Below are 17,854 nucleotides of genomic sequence, written 5' to 3' on the forward strand. Positions count from 1 at the left end.
AACCCATGATCCCGTGCCCGTCTGGCACGCCAACCCGGGAGGCAACATGGCCGCCACCGCATCTCTTCCCCGGCAACAGCCCGCCGTCGATCCCAGCAAGGCCCTGCCCGTGGTGTTTCGCATCCTGGACAAATGGCAGTGCAGCACGGACGAACAGCTCAGGCTGCTTGGCATTACCTCCCGCTCCACCCTGAACAAGTACAAGGAGGCCAGCGGCGGCATTCGGCTGAGCGCCGATCTCCAGGAGCGGATGAGCTATCTACTCAACATCCACAAGAGCCTGCGGCTGCTGTTCAGCCTGGATGAGAGCATCTATGGCTGGGTGCGCAAGCCCAACAGCCACCCCTTCTTCGCCGGGCGCAGCGCCATGGAGGTCATGCAGGGTGGGCGGGTGGCCGATCTCTACGAAGTGGCCACCCGGCTGCACGCCTGGCGCGGGGAGATGGCCTGATGTCCTCCCCGCCCTTGCGCGCCTTCCACAATGCCTGCGCCTATCGCATCATTCCGAGCCGCTTTCCCCCCATCTGCCTCTATGAAGACGTCGCTACCGCCGACGAGCTGGAGGCGGTCTGGGCCGTCGAGGCCCTGACCAACGACAGGCTGAGGGAAGAGGCGGGCGAGCTGATGCGGGTGCCCAGGGAAGACTGGCTGGTGGGGCTGCCCGGCGGCAGCTATGTGATGGCCGCCTTCACCCACCTCAATCCCGAGGGTGGCCGTTTCACCACGGGGGACTTTGGCGGCTACTATTGTGCCCCCTCCCTCGACACCGGCATCAAGGAGACGGTCTACCACAGGGAGCGGATCTTCGGGTACACCCGGGAGCCGGCCCAGAAGGTGCAGATGCGGGTGATCCAGGCGCAGTTCAGCGCCAGCCTCATCGACATCACGGGCCCGGCGTTTCTGCCAGGCCCCCTCTATCACGCCACCGATTACGGCCCCGCCCAGGCCTTCGCCCGGGAGCAGAAGGTTGCCGGGGCGGACGGCATCCACTACCGCTCGGTGCGCCACCCCGGTCACGACTGCCACGTGCTCTATCGCCCCCGTCTGGTCAGCCGGGTGGACCACGCCCGTCATCTGGAGTACCACTGGAGCGGCAAGGCCATCACCCATGTGCTGGAGATCCGCCTCTACGGTGAATAGCGTCTACCAGGACAAAAAAAGCCCCGCCAGATTGGCGGGGCTTTTTGTATCAACCGAACAGTGGGGGAGCCTGGCTCCCTGACCGCTTACTGGTTGTGGCTGGCGCGGCGCGGACGACGGGCCTGGGCCGGTTTGGCGGCGCCGCCTTCCGGACGCTGACCGCCCTGGGGCTTGGGCTTGCCACCGTTGCCGGAGCGGTTACCGCCGCCATTGCCACCGTTGGCAGAACGACCGGCACCCTGACGCTGGCCCTGACCTTGCGGGCGCGGCGCACGGCGCTGCTCGCTCGGATCGCGCGGCTCTTTGCGCAGCGGTGCGCCGATGCCACGGGCGATGTTGTCGAGGGTCTCGCGGGAGGCTTCAAAACCGGCCACCTGCTCGCACGGAATGTTCTGCTTGGTCAGCCGCTCGATGGCCTTGATGAGCTTGCCCTCATCGGCGGCCACCAGGGAGATGGCGTGACCAGCGGCACCAGCACGGCCGGTACGGCCGATACGGTGCACGTAATCTTCCGCCACGTTCGGCAGCTCGAAGTTGACCACCTGCGGCAGTTTGTCGATGTCCAGGCCACGGGCGGCGATGTCGGTCGCCACCAGCACCTTGACGCTGCCATCCTTGAAACCGGCCAGGGCGCGAGTACGGGCACCCTGGCTCTTGTTGCCGTGGATGGCGGCGGCGCTGACGCCGTTCTTGTCGAGGGTCTCGGCAACGCGGTTGGCCATGTGCTTGGTGCGGGTGAACACCAGCACCTGCTGCCAGTCGTTGCTGGTGACCAGGTGACTCAGCAGGGCAATCTTGTTGGCCTTGTCACAGGGGTGTACCAGCTGCTCGATGCGCTCGGCGGTGCTGTTGCGCGGGGCCACTTCGATCACCGCCGGGTTGTCCAGCAGACCGGTGGCCAGCTCGCGAATTTCGTCGGCGAAGGTGGCGGAGAAGAGCAGGTTCTGGCGTTTCTTCGGCAGCAGGGCCAGGATGCGGCGGATGTCGCGGATAAAGCCCATGTCGAGCATGCGATCCGCTTCGTCCAGTACCAGGATCTCCACTTCGTCGAACTTGACGGCGTTCTGGTTGTAGAGATCCATCAGGCGGCCCGGGCAGGCCACCAGCACGTCCAGACCACGGCGGGTCGCCATCATCTGGGGGTTGATGCTCACGCCGCCGAATACTACGTGGCTGCGGATCGGCAGGTGTTTGCCGTAGTTGCGCACGCTCTCGCCCACCTGGGCGGCCAGCTCGCGGGTCGGGGTCAGCACCAGGGCGCGGATGCGATTCGGGGAGACCTTGCGCTTGCTCTCAGTCAGACGCTGCAGCATCGGCAGGGTAAAACCTGCGGTCTTGCCGGTCCCGGTCTGGGCGGCGGCCATCAGATCACGGCCAGCCAGTACCGCCGGGATCGCTTGTTGCTGAATGGGAGACGGGGTGTCGTAGCCTTGCTCGGCAACGGCACGCAACAAGGGTTCGGCCAGACCGAGGGAAGTAAAACTCATAGTTACCTGCTAGGGATAGGGGCGCCAAAGATCGTGGTGGGGCTCCTCTGCTGAGCCGATGCCATCTCACAGGATCCGGGCCTATAGAGAAAACAACGATTTCCCCGGGGAGCAGAGCAAAGGGGAAAGAATAGAGGCGCAGTCTAACGGAGTTGGCGCACTTAGACGAGGAAAATGTGATGCATCTCCCAGCGCGGCTGGAAATAGCGACAAAGGCAGGACAAAATGGCCCGAATCGCCGTATGTATCAACACCCCTGCACAGCCTGCGGGGGACGGCGCGATACACGGAACAGGAGGTTTTGATTGAAACGGAAGTTCACCCCCACCGCCCGGCGCATGCTGGGCCTCGTCTTGCCCCTGCTCTTCGCCCAGCCCCTCGCCGCCAGGGAGACCCTGTCGGTGGCCTGGAGCCACTGGCCCCCTTTCAGTCAAATCGCTGCCGACGGCACCCTCGGCGGACTGGACGTGACCCTGACCCGCCAGATCCTGGGCAAGGCAGGCGTTGAGCCCGCCTTTCGCAATCTCCCCTGGGCCCGGGCCCTCTACCTCATGGAGCGCCAGCAGCTGGACGTGGCCATGGGCGCCCTGAAAACCCCCGAGCGGGAGCGGTTCGCCCGCTTCTCCGCCCCCTATCGGCGCGCCAGCTTCGTGCTGCTGAGCCAGCGCCCGCAGGCCGGGGAGCCCGAGGGCTGGCAAGGGTTCACCGAGCTGGCAACCCTGTGCCAGGCCAAGGGGCTGCGCCTTGGCAAGCTGCGGGGCACCCGCCCCCTGCCGATGAACGAGGAGTGCCCTGCCCTCGGGCAGGCGAGTGAATACAACAGCGATGACAGGCTGCTCACCCTCTTGCTGGCGCGCCGCCTCGACGGCGTCATCATGGAGTGGCAATACGCCCGCTACCGGCTCGGCCAGCTCGGGGCGAGCGACGCCATCCAGTGTCAGGTGCTCTTGCACCAGCAGCCGGTGCGCCTGATGTTTGCCAAAGAGGCCGTGAACGATGAGGCGCTCGCCCGCATTGATGCCGCCATCGCCACCCTGCCCTCACCGGACCCCGCCTTTGCGCCGCCCCGCTGCCGCCTGGACGCAACCCGGCACCCATCGCTCTCGACGCCATCGACCCCCTGACGCCGACGCCGACGCCGACGCCGGCAAAAAACCATGAAAAAGGCGACCCTGGGGTCGCCTTGTGGTTTCTGGTGATCACTCACCTGGCCCGCAGCATGATCAGCGCAGCTGTGGGGTCTGGGTGTGCACGCCCTGGTTCTGGGCGCGGTGGCGCAGCAGGTGATCCATCAGCACCAGGGCCAGCATGGCCTCGGCGATGGGCACGGCACGGATGCCGACGCAGGGGTCGTGACGACCCTTGGTGATCATCTCGGTGGCCTCACCGCTGGTGGTGATGGTCTTGCCCGGCACCGTGATGCTGGAGGTAGGCTTGAGGGCCATGCTCACCACGATCTCCTGACCCGACGAAATGCCCCCCAGGATGCCCCCCGCATGATTGCTGGCAAAGCCGGCCGGAGTCATCTCGTCCCGGTGCTCCGAGCCTTTTTGCTCCACCACCGCGAAGCCGTCACCGATCTCCACCCCTTTCACCGCGTTGATGCCCATCATGGCGTGGGCGATGTCGGCGTCGAGGCGGTCGAACACCGGCTCCCCCAGGCCTACCGGCACGTTGCGCGCCACGACGCACACCTTGGCCCCCACGCTGTTGCCCTCTTTCTTGAGGGCACGCATGTATTCATCCAGCGCCTCCAGCTTGCCCGCATCGGGGAAGAAGAAGGGGTTCTGCTCGATCTGGCTCTCGTCGAACCCTTCCGCCTTGATGGGGCCGAGCTGGGAGAGAAAACCCACGATCTCGATGCCGTGCACCTGTTTCAGGTACTTCTTGGCGATGGCCCCCGCCGCGACCCGCATGGCGGTCTCGCGGGCCGAGGAGCGGCCGCCGCCACGGTAGTCACGCTGGCCGTACTTCTGGTGATAGGTGTAGTCGGCGTGACCCGGACGGAACAGATCCTTGATCTCGGAGTAGTCCTTGGAGCGCTGATCGGTGTTCTCGATGAGCAGCCCGATGGAGGTGCCCGTGGTCTTGCCCTCGAACACCCCGGAGAGGATCTTCACCTCGTCCGCCTCGCGGCGCTGGGTGGTGTAGCGGGAGGTGCCGGGCTTGCGCCTGTCCAGATCCCCCTGCAAATCGTCTTCGCTTATCTCCAGCCCCGGCGGGCAGCCGTCGACCACGGCGCCCAGCGCCAGACCGTGGCTCTCGCCGAAAGTGGTGACCCGAAAGAGTTGGCCGAAACTGTTCCCTGCCATGGATGCTCCTTGCTGCTTAGTTCTTGTAAATGGCGAAATGGGCCTGGTACTGCTCGAGCTCTGCGCGGGTCATCACAAAGACGCCGTGGCCGCCGTTTTCGAACTCGACCCAGGTGAAGGGCACCTCGGGGAACTGGGCTTCCAGGTGGATCATGCTGTTGCCCACCTCGACCACCAGCACCCCATCCTCTTTCAGGAAGTCGGCGGCATTGGCCAGCAGGCGCTTGGTGAGCTTGAGGCCGTCGGAGCCAGACGCCAGGGCCAGCTCCGGCTCGTGGCGAAACTCCTCCGGCAGATCCGACATGTCCTCGGAGTCCACATAGGGCGGGTTGGAGACGATGAGATCGTACTTGTCACCGGCCGGCAGATCCCGGAACAGATCGGAGCGAATGGGGATGACCTGCTGCTCCAGCCCGTGATCGTTGATGTTGCGCTCGGCCACGTTGAGGGCATCGACGCTGATGTCGATGGCATCCACTTCCGCATGGGGGAACTCATGGGCCATGATGATGGCGATGCAGCCGGAGCCGGTGCACAAGTCCATGATCCGGGTCGGTTCGTCTTTCAGGAAGGGGGCGAAGCGGTTGGCCACCATCTCGGCGATGGGGGAGCGCGGAATGAGCACCCGCTCGTCCACGTAGAATTCCCAGCCCGCATACCAGGCCTTGTTGGTCAGGTAGGGTGCCGGAATGCGCTCCTGCACGCGGCGGATGATGAGCTCGGCGATGCGGTGGCGCTCGCTGGTGGTCAGGCGGGAGTGGCGCATGGCGGGATCCACGTCCGGCGGCAGATGTAACGCGGGCAGCACCAGTTGCACGGCCTCATCCCAGGCGTTGTCGGTACCATGTCCGTAGAAGATCCCGGCGTCGTTGAAACGACTCATGGCCCAGCGCAACATGTCCTGGATGGTGTGCATTTCGGCAACCACCTCATCGATAAATATCTTGTCCAAATCCACCTCCAAGTCGAGTAATATCCGGCCCGAGAATTTTATACAGCGAGCAAGACGAGTACCTGATGAAAAAAACGCCCTCACTCACAGACGAGGAAAGCCTGCTGTTTCGTGATGCTGTCAAAGGTACCCGGAAAATTAAGCAAGATACCATAAGGGCCTCCTCAAGCCCGGTCAAGCAGAAACGCGAAGTGCGCGAGAGCCGCGAAAAGCTTGGGGTTGACCACTTTTTCAGCGACGAGTACCAGCCCCATCTCGAGGCGGACGGGCCGACCCGTTACGTGCGCGACGACGTGTCAAAATTCGAGCTGAAAAAGCTCAAGCGCGGCAGCTACCCGCCGGAGATTTATCTGGATCTGCACGGCATGAACCAGCACCAGGCCAAGCAGGAGCTGGCGGCCCTGCTCACCCTGTGCCGAAAAGAGAACATCCACGTCGCCTCGGTGATGCACGGCATCGGCAAGCACATCCTCAAGCAGCGCATTCCGAGCTGGCTGGCCCAGCACCCCGCTGTGCGCGCCTTTCACCAGGCGCCGCGGGAGTGGGGGGGCGAGAGCGCCATCCTGGTGCTGCTGGACATCGAGGAGTGACCCCCTTCCCCGCCCCGCCTTGCCCCGGGCGAACGCCATAAAAAAACCACCGCCAGCTTGCGGTGGTTTTTTCTTGGCGCCCCGCAGGGTCAGCCGACGGCTTCCATATGGCGCTTGAAGTTATCCAGGATGCTCTGCCACCCCGCCCGCTGCTGTTCGCCGCTGTGCAGGGACTCGGCATCGAACCGCTCCTCCACCCGGGTGCCCCCCTGCTCTGCCACGAACCGCACGCTCACCTCGCGGCCATCGTCCATGACGTAGCCGAGCCCCGTCGGCGCCGTGACCTCGGTGAAGGTCCCCTCGAAATCAAACCCCGTGCTGCCATCCCGCGCCGCCATGTGGTGGCAAAAACGCCCACCCACCCGCAAATCCACCCGGCTTTGGGGGCAGTGCCACTGCGGGGAGGCGGCGTTCCACGCCATGATGCTGGCGGGGGTGTTCCAGCCCTGCCACACATCGGCAATCGGCCTGGCAACCCAGACGCTGACGCTTATCTTCATCTCTCTGCTCCTCTGGCTGTCCTGCACGTTTTGCACTGTGGCACTGTCATGCCACGCCGGGCGCATCGGGCTGCGCCAAAAAGTGGGCCACCAGGGCATTGGCATGGCCGTGACCCATGGCGTGTTCGTCCTTGAGCCAGGCCACCAGGGCCATGTGTTTGCGCTCCTCCCGCCCTGCCAGCAGGGTCAGCCAGTGGACGATGGGCTGGCCGTATTTCTGCTCGATGGCGGGAAAATAGGAGGCAGGCCCCTTCACCTTCGGTTGTTCATCCATGATGGCTTCTCCTCGGGGTGAGTACAGGCTCAGGGTTTGGGGGCGAACTGCTCGAACACCTGCTGTCCGGTCAGGGTCGGGGTGTCGTTCTTGAGGGCATAGAAGTCGGGCTTCTCGTCGATGAAGATCTGCCCGGTGAGTTCGAACCCCTGATCCTGAAACAGGCCGGCAGAGAGGATGTACTCGTCCGTCGGCAACAGATGGTAGAAAAGATGGGTGCCGCAGGTGGGGCAGAATCCGCGCTCCGCCCACTCCGACGAGCGGTAGGCCACCGGGGTCATCCCGGTGAACCGCACGCCCTTGCCCCCGTGCACCGCGAACATGGGCCCCCCTGACCAGCGCCGGCACATGGCGCAGTGACACAGGTTGACCTCCTTGTGATCGCCGCTCGACACGGTGATCCCGCCACACAGACAATGTCCTTCCATGATGCCTCCTGAGAGTTGGGGCGACAGACCGGGCGAACGGGTGCTCGCCTCCGTGCCGCACCAGATGAAGTAGCACGGGATCCGGGGAGCGGCAACTGACCATTCCGGGGCCTCACCGCGGGTCTGAGACTCCCGGAGCGGGAACCCCCCCTCTTTATTCATCGTGTGAATGACTCAATATATCCCATGCACCGGATAAATAATGGTCAGGTTCCCTCCTGCAAGGCGATGCGATTCCCCTCGCAATCTCGACACTCCGCCACCCGGAGGCCCTCCCCGACCCGGGTGACGGGATAGAGACAGGCCCCGCCCGATGCCAGTGCCCGGGCCATGGTCCCCTCGATGTCAGGCACCCGCAGATAGATCCGGGTGCCATCCAGGCTCGGCACATAGCTATCCCCCTTCGCCAGGGCGCCGGAGCAGCCCGCCGTGCCACCTTCCAGGGGAAAGAGCGCCATCTCGTTGCCATCGATCTGCACCCGCTCCAGCACCGTCTCGAAGACCCCCTCATAGAAGCGGATGGCTCTCTCCAGATCCTGTACCGGAATTTCAAAATGAATGGCGATGTTCATGGTCATCCTCCCTCGGTGTGAATCTGCACTCTATCAGTGCCAAAAGAAGCGCAGCAAGCCAGCGCGGTGATCAACAAGGGAGGCGCGCGGCCTCCCCGGAGTGCTTGCGCTTGTACTGACTCTCAGGTCACCGGTGCCCAAGGGTCCCCTTTGCCCGGCTCGTTGCCCTGGGTCCACCACTTGGCCTGATAGATGATCCCCTTGTGGCTCACCTTGTTGCCCGCGGTGTAGACCTTGCCTGCCTCCCAGGCCGGTACCCCGTCCACCGGCGGCGTGCCGGGGTCGACCGGGGCCGGATCCAGCGTGGCCACCACCCGTATCTTGGGCCAGCTGGCGTGGGAGCCGTAGAAGTTGGTCACGCACTTCTCGTAATCCCCCGGCACCAGGGCCGAATAGGCGGTCTGGTACCCCACCAGATCGCACTCGAAGGAGTAGCCGCCGGGTCTGTCCGGGTAGTATTTCCAGTTGCCGTCCCAGTTGGTGTAGAGCACGTCGGTGGCGCCGTTGAGGTTGAGACTGCCATAGGGGGTCTGCTGCCAGCAGGTGTTCTTCTCGTCCGCCAGCAGCGGGATCCCGTAGTGGGCCGCGAGCCCCTCCCAGTAGCGGATACGGTTGACCGGCTGGCCCTTGTTCTTGTTCTGCTCGCCGCACTCGATGCCACCGTTGATGATGTTGATGGTGGTGCCAAAGCCGTAGCCGATGCCCGCCGCCAGCTCACGCTGGGAGGGCACCCAGGTCCGGTCGATGACGTGCAGCATGGCGGGTTTGGGAGCCTGAGGGCGTCAGGAAGAACCAGATGGCGGAGGCGAGGTTGAGCCAGGAGTCCGCCACCAGCCCGGGGTTGTTGAGGAGCACGGTGGCGTCGCCGTCGAACATGGCCTCGGAGAAGGCGCCGTAGTTGAAGTGGTAGGAGAGCTGCTTGGCGCCGCGACCGAAATAGCCCTGACCGGTGCTGCAGGGCCAGCGCCGGTTCTGCCAGTCACTCTGGCCACACCCCGTGGTGTAGCCGGTCTGCCCCTCAGACCAGCCCATCTCCCGCACGTGCACCAGGGCCTGTTGCCACTCCTCCAGCCCCAAGGGGTTGTCGGAGACATTCTCCTTGGCAATGTGGCCGCCGGTCTCCTGGGCAAAGTGGGCGAAGGCGGTGATGATGGACTTCTTGCAGATGGCGTCTGCATTGCGCCCGTCCGTGTAGTCGCCGCAGAAGGCGGGGAACTTGCCCACCGCCCGCAGGAAGCGCTCGTAGGTGTACTCCGGGGCGGCCATCTGGGTCAGGAACTCCCAGTCCGATTCGGTGAAGACCCGCTCGACCCGCTTGACGTTGTCCGGGTTGCCGGGGGCGCGGGCCACGATGGCCTCCACCACCGTATTGGGCCGGGTGGCCAGGGCGTGGGACCAGATCCCGTACATGGGGTTGGCGGTCTTGGCCTGGGCCGCACTGGCGAGATCCGCCGCCGCCATCACATAGCCGCCGCTGTTCTGGGGATCGGGCTGGATTGTCATGGCGCTCTGGCCGGGCAGCGCCCAAACGAGGGCAACCAGGCAGGCGGTGCGCGTGAGCATGAACATGGGTAACCATCCTTGTCTTGAAAATGTCAGGGCGAGCATAGGCATCCTGGCAACTAAATTCACGACAAGAATTAAGAATTTGGCGAAATTGTGAGCCATGCCTCCCTGCACTCAGATGGCGCTCGTTTGCAGGGGGATCCAGCCCCAGGTCTTGTTGGCGCAGCCATCCGACCTGTGCGGACGCTTGCTCAGCTCCCCCCTGCGCGCACCGCCCGGATCAGCAGATTGCGCGGGGTCATGGGTTTGGGACAGAAGGTGCCCACCTCCACCCGGTAGCCCTGCTCCTCGAGGAAAAGGGCGCGATCGAGCAGCAGCCAGATTTCCAGGGGACGGCGAAACAGGTGGCGCACCAGCTCCATGCGGGCGACATCGCCAAAACGCCGCTCCCCCTGTGCCAGCAAGGTGGCGTAGTCGAGCCCCGCGGGCAAGCCCATCCCCTTGCGCTCGGCGGCCCAGTGGCAGAAATCCTCGAAGCCCCCGGTCAGCAGGCTCTTTTGCAGGTTGGGCACCGGCAGGTACTCATCCACCCCGCGCACCTGGCGCTGCAGGCAGTCAAAGGCGAGGCGCCACACCACCTCCCGCTCCCGCAACCGGGCGATGCGGGCGCCGCCGGTCACCGTCTCCTGCAGCGGCAGCTTCAGGTCGCTCTTGCCAAGGCGCAGGGCACTGGCCCTGGCGGCCCGGGAGAGGGGCGCATAGTGCTCTCCCCTGATGAGGTGGTAGCAACACGGAGAGAGGGTCACCCCCTGGGCGCCCCCCTCGGCCACCCGCGTCAGCAGATGGGTGTGCAGATCGCCGCAGGCATGGAGCGCCATGGCGTGATGGTCCGGGGCGATGAGGGCCCCGGACTCGGTGGCAAAGGCATCCGCCTCCACGAACCGCATGTTGGCGCCGTCGCGCGCGGCGAGCCGCCGCCCCTCCTCGCAGAGCGCCCCCTGCCACTCCAGGCTCAGGATCTCGGCGCCACGGTGCAACGACACCAGGCGTCCCAGATGCCCCTTGCCAGCGCACCACTCCAGATAGGGACCTTGGTGGGGGGGCAGACAGCCGGTGAAGGCCTCTATCTGCCCCTGCTTGCGTCCCGGCATGTACATCGCCATGGCCCTGGCGCACTGGACGGGCTCGGGGGCGAAAGGGGCAAGCTCGCCGAGAGCCTGCAACTCGGCCCCCGCCGGGATCCAGGGGGCGAGTAGGGTGCAGAGCGCATCCATGTCCCCGTCGAGGTGCGCTATCTCGTCAAGGGTCAGGGCTCCCAGGCACTTCGCAAGGGCTGGCGCCTCGCGGGCAAAGGCGATCCCCAGGTGGTGATAGGGCTGGTATTGCCACCAGCGTCGCTCGGCGGTGAGCAAGCAGTCCAGTTGTCGAAAACGGTGGGCCAGCACGGTGAACCTGTCCTTTGGCGCAAAAAGGGAGGCTCATTCTAGCGATCTGCCGTCAAAAAGCACTCGCCTGTGCGCCGCTGGTAGCCTGACAAAAAGCAGGGATTTGTGCTATATTCCGCCCCCTCATTCGCGCAGCCCGCCACGGCGAGCCGCTTTACCCCTATAAACGGAACCCAATCATGACCATCAATGCCATCCTGCAAGCCCGTGCAAACGCCAAATGCGAGCTGTGTGGCGCAGAACATGCGCTGACTGCCTTCCCGGTGCCGCACTCCCCCGCCAGCGACGACGACCACAGCGTGGCCCTCTGCGCCACCTGCCGCGGCCAGCTGGAGCAGCCGGACACCACGGAGGTGAACCACTGGCGCTGCCTGGGTGACAGCATGTGGAGCCAGGTGCCGGCGGTGCAGGTGATGGCCTGGCGCCAGTTGAAGGCCCTCGTCGCCCGGGGCGAGCTCTGGGCCCAGGACATGCTGGACATGATGTACATGGAAGACGAAGTCAAGGCCTGGGCAGACGCCGGCGTGACCAGCGACGATGACGACAGCGTGCCGACCGTCGACTCCAATGGCGCCGTGCTGGTGGAAGGGGACTCCGTCACCCTGATCAAGGATCTGGACGTCAAGGGCGCCGGCTTCACCGCCAAGCGCGGCACCCTGGTCAAGGGCATCCGCCTGACCAACAACCCGCTGCACATCGAGGGCAAGGTCAACGGCATGCAGATCGTGCTGGTGGCCGCCTACCTGAAGAAGGCCTGATACCGACCCCTTCAAGCCAGAAGCGCCCCCCGGGGGCGCTTTTTTGTTACCCCTGTTTCCTGCCGTTCGGGTGGCACCCGCGAGAAACTGGACTATTCTGCAAACCAGTTCCGCGGTATGCCCCCTCCCCTGGCCGCCAGTGCGCCAATGGAGAGGGCCTTCCCGGCACGCATGGCAAGACCCCGGGCACCCTGATCCCCATGGCGCCCACGAGACAAGGAGACGCCCCATGGCCAGCAAGAAAGAGATCAAGAAGAAGATCGCCGCCCGCCAGGCGAAAATCGCCAAGCACGAAGGCAAGATCAAAAAGCTGAAAAAAGCCCTGAAATAGGAGCTGACAACCATTAAAACCGCCTGATGGCGGTTTTTTTATACACATCCTTGCCTATTGCACTTCCTGCCGCAGACCATGCTGCACCGGATTGCCCTCCCCTGAATCCTTTTCGAGGCCGGGAGAGACGCCGCTGGACGACTCGTCGAAGAGGCTGGCATCATGCCTGCTTTGACGCCAAGGATGTGTTCATGAACCCCAATACCTGGATGCTGTTTGCGCTGGCCTATCTGCTGGCAACCCTGACCCCTGGCCCCAATGTGCTGCTGGTGGTCAAGAACGGTCTGCAACACGGCTGGCGCGCCGCCCTTGTGAGCATCCTCGGCAATCTGGGGTGCCAGGCCATCCTCATCGGTCTGGTCGCCATGGGGGTGGGGGCCCTGCTGCAAACCCTGCCTCCCCTCTTTGTCGCCCTCAAGCTGGCGGGGGGTGGCTACTTGGTGTATCTGGGCTACAAGGCGCTGCGCGCGGCCAATACCGGTGCCCAAGGGCTCTCTCCCTCCACCGCTCGGGGACGCACCAGAACCACCCTCTCCTTGTTGCGAGAAGCCTTTCTGGTCTCCGCCAGCAACCCCAAGACCATCGTCTTCCTCTGTGCCCTGCTGCCCCAGTTCCTCGATCACCAGAGTCCGCTGACGCTGCAGTTCATCACCATGTACCTGACCATCTGCGCCATCGTCAGCCTGGTGCATCTGTGCTATGTCGCCCTGGCCAGGCGCGCCGGTCGCGACTTCAAGCCAGGTCGCAGCGAGCGCCTCGTTGGCCGCATCACCGGCGGGCTCTTCATCACCCTGGGCGGCGCCATCCTGCTCAGTGGTCGTCCCTGATCCCCGCGCCTCACCGCGGCTGACATTATCTGCACCATCGGCGCCGCTTGGGCGCCGCGGATCCCGGCCACCGAGGCTAGAGTTGTAGGCGTGTCTGTATATGAGCCTGCGGTGGAGCGCCATATGTATTCCTACACCCTCACCTTCCGGGAGGAGGCCGACAAGCTGACGGCCCCCGAACACGAGATCCGCTTGCAAAGCCCGGCACAGGCCGGTGATTTCATCATTCTCTCCGATGGCAGTCGCCATCAGGTGATGTTCGTCACCCACCGCGCCCACTACAGCAGCCTCTACCTCGACAAGGGGGTCCGCATCCCCCAGAGCTGACGCAGGCATCGTCTTTCGCTCCCTCCTGCTATGGTGAGAGAGGGCGGCAGCTCGCCAACGCAAGCCCCTTGCCGCCCAGGGAGCAGCAAGCCCGAATGACCCATTGCCAGAGGTATTGATCATGTTCAGACAGACCGCGCTCATCCTGACCCTCACCCTGTTGGGCAGCGCCCAGGTTCACGCCATCAACCACAAATACGCCGAGCAGCTGGAACGCTCCGGCTGCACCCAGGTGACCGAAGCCCAGGGCTGCGATATTCACAAGAGCAAGGCGGAAAACGCCAAGGCAGGATTTGGCACCGCCGCCCCGGCCGCCGACGGCGGATTGAACATGAGCTATGAGCAGAAGCTGGAGCGCTCAGGCTGCACCCAGGTGAGCGAGCTCAACGGCTGTGACATCAACAAGAGCAAGGCCGAGAACGCCGCCGCCGGATTTGGCGCCGCCCCCGCAGCGGCCAGCGCCAGCCCCTACGCCGGCAACTGGGTCGCCACCTTCCCAGAGACGGGCGCCACGGTCGCGAACATCCGCATCGATGACAAGGATCAGGTGTGGGTCAACGACAAGCAGGTGAGTGCCAGGAAATCCGACGGGGCCCTGGTGTTCAAGGAGGGCATGGTCATCTACACCATCCAGGGGGATCGCCGCCTCAAGGGAGAAGATGGCTGGGTCGACAACGACGCGGGCACCAAGGGGCCCATCGCGGCCAAATGACCCCGTCACCATCCCGACAAGGGGAGCCGCGGCTCCCCTTGTCGTTTCTGCCTGCTTGCCCCCCTCTACCCTTTCTTCGGGAAGTCCAGCACGGCCACCACCGGCGAGCAGGACGGGAGCGCCGACCAGGAGGGGGCGTCGAAGATGAAGCGAGCGACGGCGCAGGTCGGCATGCGAGTGATACCGGAGGAAAAGCCATGGGCCAGGTCGGTGAAGGCAGGATCATGGCCTACCAGCAGTACGCAGGCGAGATCATCTGAAAGCGCCCCCACCACCCCGAGAAGGGTCCCGGCACCGCTCTCGTAGAGGCCCTCGTCGATGGCGATGCGGTTCGGGGAATAACCCAACTCTGCGGCAAGCAGCCGGGCGGTCGTCAGGGCCCGGCTGGCGGGGCTCGAGAGGATGAGATCGGGCTTCACCCCCAGGTGCGCCAGGCGAGCCCCCATCAGGGGCGCATCGCGCAGCCCGCGCGCCGCCAGCGGACGATCGCGGTCAGACAAAGATGCGTCCTCCCAGCTCGACTTGCCATGGCGTACCAGGATCAGGGTTCTTCTCATGACGCACTCCCTGGTTGATAAGGGCGACAGGCGGCCCCTCAGACCGCCCCCCGTTTGCCAGCATGAAGGGGCAGCAGCACCATGACCACCATGGTCAGCAGCACACCCCCTACCCCCCAGCCTACCTGTTCCCAGTGTACTGTCTCCCCGGTCAGCATGCCGGTGAGCAGCACCATCACCGGGATGAGGTAGGTATAGGCTGACACCTGTTCCGGTTGCAGCGCCACGCTTCCCTGCTGGAACAACAAGAAGCTCAGCGCCGTGGCAAAGAGAGCCAGATAGCCAAGTCCCAGCCCCACCGGCAGGGAGACCCGGCTCCAGTCGGTTTCAAGCAATCCGGGCAGCGCCACCGGGGTGAGCAGCACAGTGGCGCAGATGAGGGTCCAGCCGGTCAGGTGGAGGAAGGACTCCCCCCGGTAGCAGCGCTTGATCAGGATGGGGTTGAGGGCCATGGCCACGCAGCCGAGCAGGTAGATGCGATTGCCGGGAGTGAGGCTGAGGTTCGCCACCAATCCCAGATCGCCGCGAAAGATGATGAGGGCCGCAGCCACCATGCCCCCCAGCAGGGCCAGCCCCATTCCCCAGCCGATGGCGCGACGCAAGATCACCATGCCGGCCAGGGCGCTGATCAGCGGCACCGTGGTGTAGAGTGCGCTGGCATCGAGGGCACTGGTCTCCTGCAATGCCACGAACATGGCGACGAAGTAGCAGAGGGCCGGCAACGAAATGAGGGTGTAGCGCCCCAGATCCCGCAGGGAAGGCTGCACCAGCCCCCCCTGATACCCCAGCACCCCGACGAAAATGAGGGAGGCCAGCAGGTAGCGCACCCAGGTGACCACCAGCGGGTCCAGCACCGCGGTGAGGGCGCTGCCGATGGGAAACGAGAGGCTGATGAGCAGGGTGAACAGCAACACCTTGCCGTGGGCCTTTGCAACATGGGGACGTGAAGACATGGGATACACCTGTCAGCAAGGGCGCCCGCAGGCGCCGACGGAAGAGATCAATAACCGTGGTCGGTCGCAGGGGACAGCTTGCCCTCGCCCAGGGTTGCCAGCAACTGGCCAAGCAGGCTGGAAGCACCGAAACGAAACCGCTCGGCCACCAGCCACCCCTCGCCAAAGAGTGCGGCCGCCATGGCGAGATACTCCGCCGCCTCTCGGGCGCTTTTCACCCCGCCCGCCGCCTTGAACCCCACCCGATCCTGCGCACCGCACTCGGCGATGGCCGCCAGCATGGTATGGCACGCCGCCGGGGTGGCATTGACCGCCACCTTGCCGGTGGAAGTCTTGATGAAGTCGGCCCCCTCCTCGATGGCAAGCAGGGAGGCCGCACGGATAAGCGCAGGCTCCTGCAGCTCGCCGGATTCGATGATCACCTTGAGCACCCGGGCGCCGCACAACGCCTTGCAGCCGCGCACCAGCGCCCGGGCGGGGGCCTCGTCCCCGGCCATCAAGGCACGCCAGGGGATCACTAGATCGATCTCGTCGGCGCCATCCGCGAGGGCGGCGCGGGTCTCGGCCAACACGGTTGCCAGATCATCGTCGCCGTGGGGGAAGTTGACCACAGTGGCAACCTTGACCTCGGGGGTGCCCTGAGCCGCCAGGGTGAGCCTGGCCAGCCCCACGAAGCGCGGGTAGATGCACACCGCAGCGGTGGTGCCGACAGGGGTCCGGGCCTGATGGCAGAGGGCGATGATGCGCGCATCGTGGTCATCGTCGTTGAGGCTGGTGAGATCCATCAAGCGGATGGCCCGGATGGCCGCCTCTGTGGTAGCGCAGGCAGGTTCAAAAGCAGTCACGTCGTTCATAAATAGCTCCTGTCGGGATAAGAGAGGGGCGCCGCAGCGCCCCGAAACAAAGGGTGAGAGACTCAGGCGAGGGAGAAGAAGACACCGGCGATGGCGGCGCTCATCAGGTTGGAGCAGGTGGCCGCCAGCACGGTACGCAGACCGTAGCGGGCGATGAAGTCGGTGCGCGACGGGCAGAGGGTGCCGAGGCCACCGATCAGGATCCCCATGGAGGCCAGGTTGGCGAAGCCACACAGAGCGAAGCTGATGATCACCTTGGACTTCTCCTCCAGCACCTGCAGACCGGCAGCGGTGACCGTGCTGGCGTCTTTCAGGTAGGGCGCCAGATCGCTGTAGGCCACGAACTCGTTCACCACCAGCTTCTTGCCGATCATGGCGCCGGCGATGCCGATGTCCGCCAGCGGTACCCCGAGCAGGAAGGCGAGCGGCGAGAAGATCCAGCCCAGGATGAGCTCGAGGGAGAGCGGCATGCCCACCATCTCCCCCACCCCACCCAGCAGGGTGTTGACCAGGGTCACCAGACCAATCATGGCGATCAGCATGGCGCCGATGGCCGCCGCCAGCTTGAGGCCGCTGCTGGCACCCTCGCCTGCCGCTGCCAGCACGTTCTCCGGCTTCTTGCCATCAAACTGGATGCGGTTGTCAAAGACGTAATCCGGCTGGCTGGTTTCGGGGATGATCAGCTTGGCAAACAGGATCCCGCCCGGCGCCGCCATGAAGGAGGCCGCCAGCAGGTACTGCATGTCCACTCCCATCATGGCGTAGCCCGCCAGCACGGTGCCGGAGACCGAGGCCATGCCGCCGCACATGACGGCGAAGAACTCCGAATCGCTCATACTGGGCATGTAGGGTTTGACCACCAGCGGGGCCTCGCTCTGGCCGACGAAGACGTTGGCCACCGCCGACATGGATTCGGTCTGGGAGGTGCCAAGCAGCCGCGCCATGGCGCCACCGATGATGCGGATCACCACCTGCATGATGCCGAGGTAGTAGAGCACGGCGATGAGCGCCGAGAAGAACACCACCAGCGGCAGCACGTTGAGGGCAAACACGAAGCCGATGCCGTCCACCGAGAAGTTGACCAGGTTGCCAAACAGGAAGTGGATCCCCGCCTTGCCGCTTGCCAGCACCGCCTCGACCCCGTGGGCCATCCCCTCCAGCGCCCGGCGCCCCAGCGGCACATAGAGCACCAGGGCACCGATGGCGACCTGCAAGGCCAAGGCCAACCCCACGGTGCGCAGGCGAATGGCCCTGCGGTTTGTCGATGCGATCACGGCGATGAGGATCAGCGCCGCCATACCGAGAAATCCTGCTGCAAACATAACTGAC

20 protein-coding genes and 1 pseudogene are annotated in these 17,854 nt (G+C 64.8%); 8 read left to right on the top strand and 13 right to left on the bottom strand.

All coding sequences use genetic code 11. The annotated features are described in order from the left end of the window. The first annotated feature begins 46 nt into the window (after window positions 1-46). Both AB5Y51_RS09915 and AB5Y51_RS09920 read left to right on the top strand, forming a co-directional pair. A complete protein-coding gene (locus AB5Y51_RS09915) occupies window positions 47-451 on the top strand; it encodes an antitoxin Xre-like helix-turn-helix domain-containing protein (RefSeq protein WP_039040750.1) in 405 nt (134 codons plus the stop codon). Next, on the top strand, window positions 451-1,140 hold the full coding sequence (locus AB5Y51_RS09920) for an RES family NAD+ phosphorylase (protein WP_368178375.1): 690 nt from the start codon (window positions 451-453) through the stop codon (window positions 1,138-1,140). Before AB5Y51_RS09915 ends, AB5Y51_RS09920 begins: the two co-directional genes overlap by 1 nt. Window positions 1,141-1,226: 86 nt before the next feature. On the opposite strand, the gene AB5Y51_RS09925 is transcribed toward AB5Y51_RS09920, so the two are convergent. Further along, the gene (locus AB5Y51_RS09925; protein ID WP_368178376.1) at window positions 1,227-2,627 is read right to left on the bottom strand and encodes a DEAD/DEAH box helicase; all 1,401 of its coding nucleotides are present in this window, start codon (window positions 2,625-2,627) and stop codon (window positions 1,227-1,229) included. A 338-nt stretch (window positions 2,628-2,965) separates the two neighbouring features. Here AB5Y51_RS09925 and AB5Y51_RS09930 point away from each other — a divergent pair, with 338 nt between their 5' ends. Then, window positions 2,966-3,751, top strand: a complete 786-nt coding sequence (locus tag AB5Y51_RS09930) for a substrate-binding periplasmic protein (RefSeq protein WP_368178389.1) — start codon at window positions 2,966-2,968, stop codon at window positions 3,749-3,751. 99 nt (window positions 3,752-3,850) lie between these two features. On the opposite strand, the gene aroC is transcribed toward AB5Y51_RS09930, so the two are convergent. Next, window positions 3,851-4,939, bottom strand: a complete 1,089-nt coding sequence (aroC, locus tag AB5Y51_RS09935) for a chorismate synthase (RefSeq protein ID WP_010674829.1) — start codon at window positions 4,937-4,939, stop codon at window positions 3,851-3,853. A 16-nt stretch (window positions 4,940-4,955) separates the two neighbouring features. After that, on the bottom strand, window positions 4,956-5,891 hold the full coding sequence (gene prmB / locus AB5Y51_RS09940) for a 50S ribosomal protein L3 N(5)-glutamine methyltransferase (RefSeq protein WP_039040745.1): 936 nt from the start codon (window positions 5,889-5,891) through the stop codon (window positions 4,956-4,958). A gap of 65 nt (window positions 5,892-5,956) precedes the next feature. Here prmB and smrB point away from each other — a divergent pair, with 65 nt between their 5' ends. Then, complete coding sequence (smrB, locus tag AB5Y51_RS09945) at window positions 5,957-6,481, top strand: endonuclease SmrB (protein WP_041211465.1); 525 nt, start codon at window positions 5,957-5,959, stop codon at window positions 6,479-6,481. A gap of 89 nt (window positions 6,482-6,570) precedes the next feature. On the opposite strand, the gene AB5Y51_RS09950 is transcribed toward smrB, so the two are convergent. The 6 genes and pseudogenes from AB5Y51_RS09950 to AB5Y51_RS09975 all read right to left on the bottom strand — a co-directional run bounded on the left by AB5Y51_RS09950 (window position 6,571) and on the right by AB5Y51_RS09975 (window position 11,206). Continuing rightward, window positions 6,571-6,981, bottom strand: a complete 411-nt coding sequence (locus AB5Y51_RS09950; RefSeq protein ID WP_042017133.1) for an SRPBCC domain-containing protein — start codon at window positions 6,979-6,981, stop codon at window positions 6,571-6,573. A gap of 46 nt (window positions 6,982-7,027) precedes the next feature. Further along, on the bottom strand, window positions 7,028-7,255 hold the full coding sequence (locus AB5Y51_RS09955) for a DUF4287 domain-containing protein (protein ID WP_042863908.1): 228 nt from the start codon (window positions 7,253-7,255) through the stop codon (window positions 7,028-7,030). A 29-nt stretch (window positions 7,256-7,284) separates the two neighbouring features. Beyond that, complete coding sequence (locus tag AB5Y51_RS09960; protein ID WP_010674834.1) at window positions 7,285-7,683, bottom strand: GFA family protein; 399 nt, start codon at window positions 7,681-7,683, stop codon at window positions 7,285-7,287. A 206-nt stretch (window positions 7,684-7,889) separates the two neighbouring features. Beyond that, complete coding sequence (locus AB5Y51_RS09965; protein ID WP_128273632.1) at window positions 7,890-8,255, bottom strand: VOC family protein; 366 nt, start codon at window positions 8,253-8,255, stop codon at window positions 7,890-7,892. Between the two features lie 122 nt (window positions 8,256-8,377). Further along, window positions 8,378-9,824 (bottom strand): annotated as a pseudogene (locus tag AB5Y51_RS09970) (chitinase). A 188-nt stretch (window positions 9,825-10,012) separates the two neighbouring features. After that, window positions 10,013-11,206 carry a methyltransferase gene (locus tag AB5Y51_RS09975; RefSeq protein WP_368178377.1) on the bottom strand — a complete coding sequence of 398 codons (1,194 nt, stop codon included), beginning with the start codon at window positions 11,204-11,206 and terminating at the stop codon, window positions 10,013-10,015. A 179-nt stretch (window positions 11,207-11,385) separates the two neighbouring features. Here AB5Y51_RS09975 and AB5Y51_RS09980 point away from each other — a divergent pair, with 179 nt between their 5' ends. The 4 genes from AB5Y51_RS09980 (at window position 11,386) to AB5Y51_RS09995 (ending at window position 14,161) form a co-directional block, all read left to right on the top strand. Next, window positions 11,386-11,964 carry an alkylphosphonate utilization protein gene (locus tag AB5Y51_RS09980; protein WP_039040739.1) on the top strand — a complete coding sequence of 193 codons (579 nt, stop codon included), beginning with the start codon at window positions 11,386-11,388 and terminating at the stop codon, window positions 11,962-11,964. A 522-nt stretch (window positions 11,965-12,486) separates the two neighbouring features. Beyond that, complete coding sequence (locus AB5Y51_RS09985) at window positions 12,487-13,122, top strand: LysE family translocator (protein WP_368178378.1); 636 nt, start codon at window positions 12,487-12,489, stop codon at window positions 13,120-13,122. Between the two features lie 123 nt (window positions 13,123-13,245). After that, window positions 13,246-13,449, top strand: a complete 204-nt coding sequence (locus AB5Y51_RS09990) for a hypothetical protein (RefSeq protein ID WP_039040737.1) — start codon at window positions 13,246-13,248, stop codon at window positions 13,447-13,449. Between the two features lie 121 nt (window positions 13,450-13,570). Beyond that, window positions 13,571-14,161, top strand: coding sequence for a hypothetical protein (locus tag AB5Y51_RS09995; RefSeq protein ID WP_368178379.1), 591 nt, complete (start codon window positions 13,571-13,573; stop codon window positions 14,159-14,161). Between the two features lie 65 nt (window positions 14,162-14,226). On the opposite strand, the gene AB5Y51_RS10000 is transcribed toward AB5Y51_RS09995, so the two are convergent. The 4 genes from AB5Y51_RS10000 to AB5Y51_RS10015 all read right to left on the bottom strand — a co-directional run bounded on the left by AB5Y51_RS10000 (window position 14,227) and on the right by AB5Y51_RS10015 (window position 17,847). Continuing rightward, window positions 14,227-14,718 (bottom strand): histidine phosphatase family protein, encoded by a 492-nt coding sequence (locus AB5Y51_RS10000; protein ID WP_182975756.1) that lies wholly within the window; start codon window positions 14,716-14,718, stop codon window positions 14,227-14,229. Between the two features lie 38 nt (window positions 14,719-14,756). Next, on the bottom strand, window positions 14,757-15,671 hold the full coding sequence (locus tag AB5Y51_RS10005; RefSeq protein ID WP_323890536.1) for a DMT family transporter: 915 nt from the start codon (window positions 15,669-15,671) through the stop codon (window positions 14,757-14,759). 47 nt (window positions 15,672-15,718) lie between these two features. Then, a complete protein-coding gene (gene deoC, locus AB5Y51_RS10010; RefSeq protein ID WP_323890535.1) occupies window positions 15,719-16,525 on the bottom strand; it encodes a deoxyribose-phosphate aldolase in 807 nt (268 codons plus the stop codon). 62 nt (window positions 16,526-16,587) lie between these two features. Further along, window positions 16,588-17,847 (bottom strand): NupC/NupG family nucleoside CNT transporter, encoded by a 1,260-nt coding sequence (locus AB5Y51_RS10015; RefSeq protein WP_368178380.1) that lies wholly within the window; start codon window positions 17,845-17,847, stop codon window positions 16,588-16,590. Window positions 17,848-17,854: the final 7 nt, after the last annotated feature.

Source organism: Aeromonas sp. R7-1 (genome assembly GCF_040908115.1).
Lineage (GTDB): Bacteria > Pseudomonadota > Gammaproteobacteria > Enterobacterales > Aeromonadaceae > Aeromonas > Aeromonas caviae.

Excerpts from the sequence above, each read along its gene's own strand:
- AB5Y51_RS09925 (WP_368178376.1), bottom strand. The coding sequence starts at position 2,627 with ATGAGTTTTACTTCCCTCGGTCTGGCCGAACCCTTGTTGCGTGCCGTT.
- AB5Y51_RS09955 (WP_042863908.1), bottom strand. The coding sequence starts at position 7,255 with ATGGATGAACAACCGAAGGTGAAGGGGCCTGCCTCCTATTTTCCCGCC.
- AB5Y51_RS09990 (WP_039040737.1), top strand. The coding sequence starts at position 13,246 with ATGTATTCCTACACCCTCACCTTCCGGGAGGAGGCCGACAAGCTGACG.
- AB5Y51_RS09920 (WP_368178375.1), top strand. The coding sequence starts at position 451 with ATGTCCTCCCCGCCCTTGCGCGCCTTCCACAATGCCTGCGCCTATCGC.
- aroC (WP_010674829.1), bottom strand. The coding sequence starts at position 4,939 with ATGGCAGGGAACAGTTTCGGCCAACTCTTTCGGGTCACCACTTTCGGC.
- AB5Y51_RS09915 (WP_039040750.1), top strand. The coding sequence starts at position 47 with ATGGCCGCCACCGCATCTCTTCCCCGGCAACAGCCCGCCGTCGATCCC.
- AB5Y51_RS09965 (WP_128273632.1), bottom strand. The coding sequence starts at position 8,255 with ATGAACATCGCCATTCATTTTGAAATTCCGGTACAGGATCTGGAGAGA.
- AB5Y51_RS09930 (WP_368178389.1), top strand. The coding sequence starts at position 2,966 with ATGCTGGGCCTCGTCTTGCCCCTGCTCTTCGCCCAGCCCCTCGCCGCC.
- AB5Y51_RS09985 (WP_368178378.1), top strand. The coding sequence starts at position 12,487 with ATGAACCCCAATACCTGGATGCTGTTTGCGCTGGCCTATCTGCTGGCA.
- AB5Y51_RS09980 (WP_039040739.1), top strand. The coding sequence starts at position 11,386 with ATGACCATCAATGCCATCCTGCAAGCCCGTGCAAACGCCAAATGCGAG.
- AB5Y51_RS10005 (WP_323890536.1), bottom strand. The coding sequence starts at position 15,671 with ATGTCTTCACGTCCCCATGTTGCAAAGGCCCACGGCAAGGTGTTGCTG.
- smrB (WP_041211465.1), top strand. The coding sequence starts at position 5,957 with ATGAAAAAAACGCCCTCACTCACAGACGAGGAAAGCCTGCTGTTTCGT.
- AB5Y51_RS10015 (WP_368178380.1), bottom strand. The coding sequence starts at position 17,847 with ATGTTTGCAGCAGGATTTCTCGGTATGGCGGCGCTGATCCTCATCGCC.
- AB5Y51_RS09950 (WP_042017133.1), bottom strand. The coding sequence starts at position 6,981 with ATGAAGATAAGCGTCAGCGTCTGGGTTGCCAGGCCGATTGCCGATGTG.
- deoC (WP_323890535.1), bottom strand. The coding sequence starts at position 16,525 with ATGAACGACGTGACTGCTTTTGAACCTGCCTGCGCTACCACAGAGGCG.
- AB5Y51_RS09995 (WP_368178379.1), top strand. The coding sequence starts at position 13,571 with ATGTTCAGACAGACCGCGCTCATCCTGACCCTCACCCTGTTGGGCAGC.
- AB5Y51_RS09960 (WP_010674834.1), bottom strand. The coding sequence starts at position 7,683 with ATGGAAGGACATTGTCTGTGTGGCGGGATCACCGTGTCGAGCGGCGAT.
- AB5Y51_RS10000 (WP_182975756.1), bottom strand. The coding sequence starts at position 14,718 with ATGAGAAGAACCCTGATCCTGGTACGCCATGGCAAGTCGAGCTGGGAG.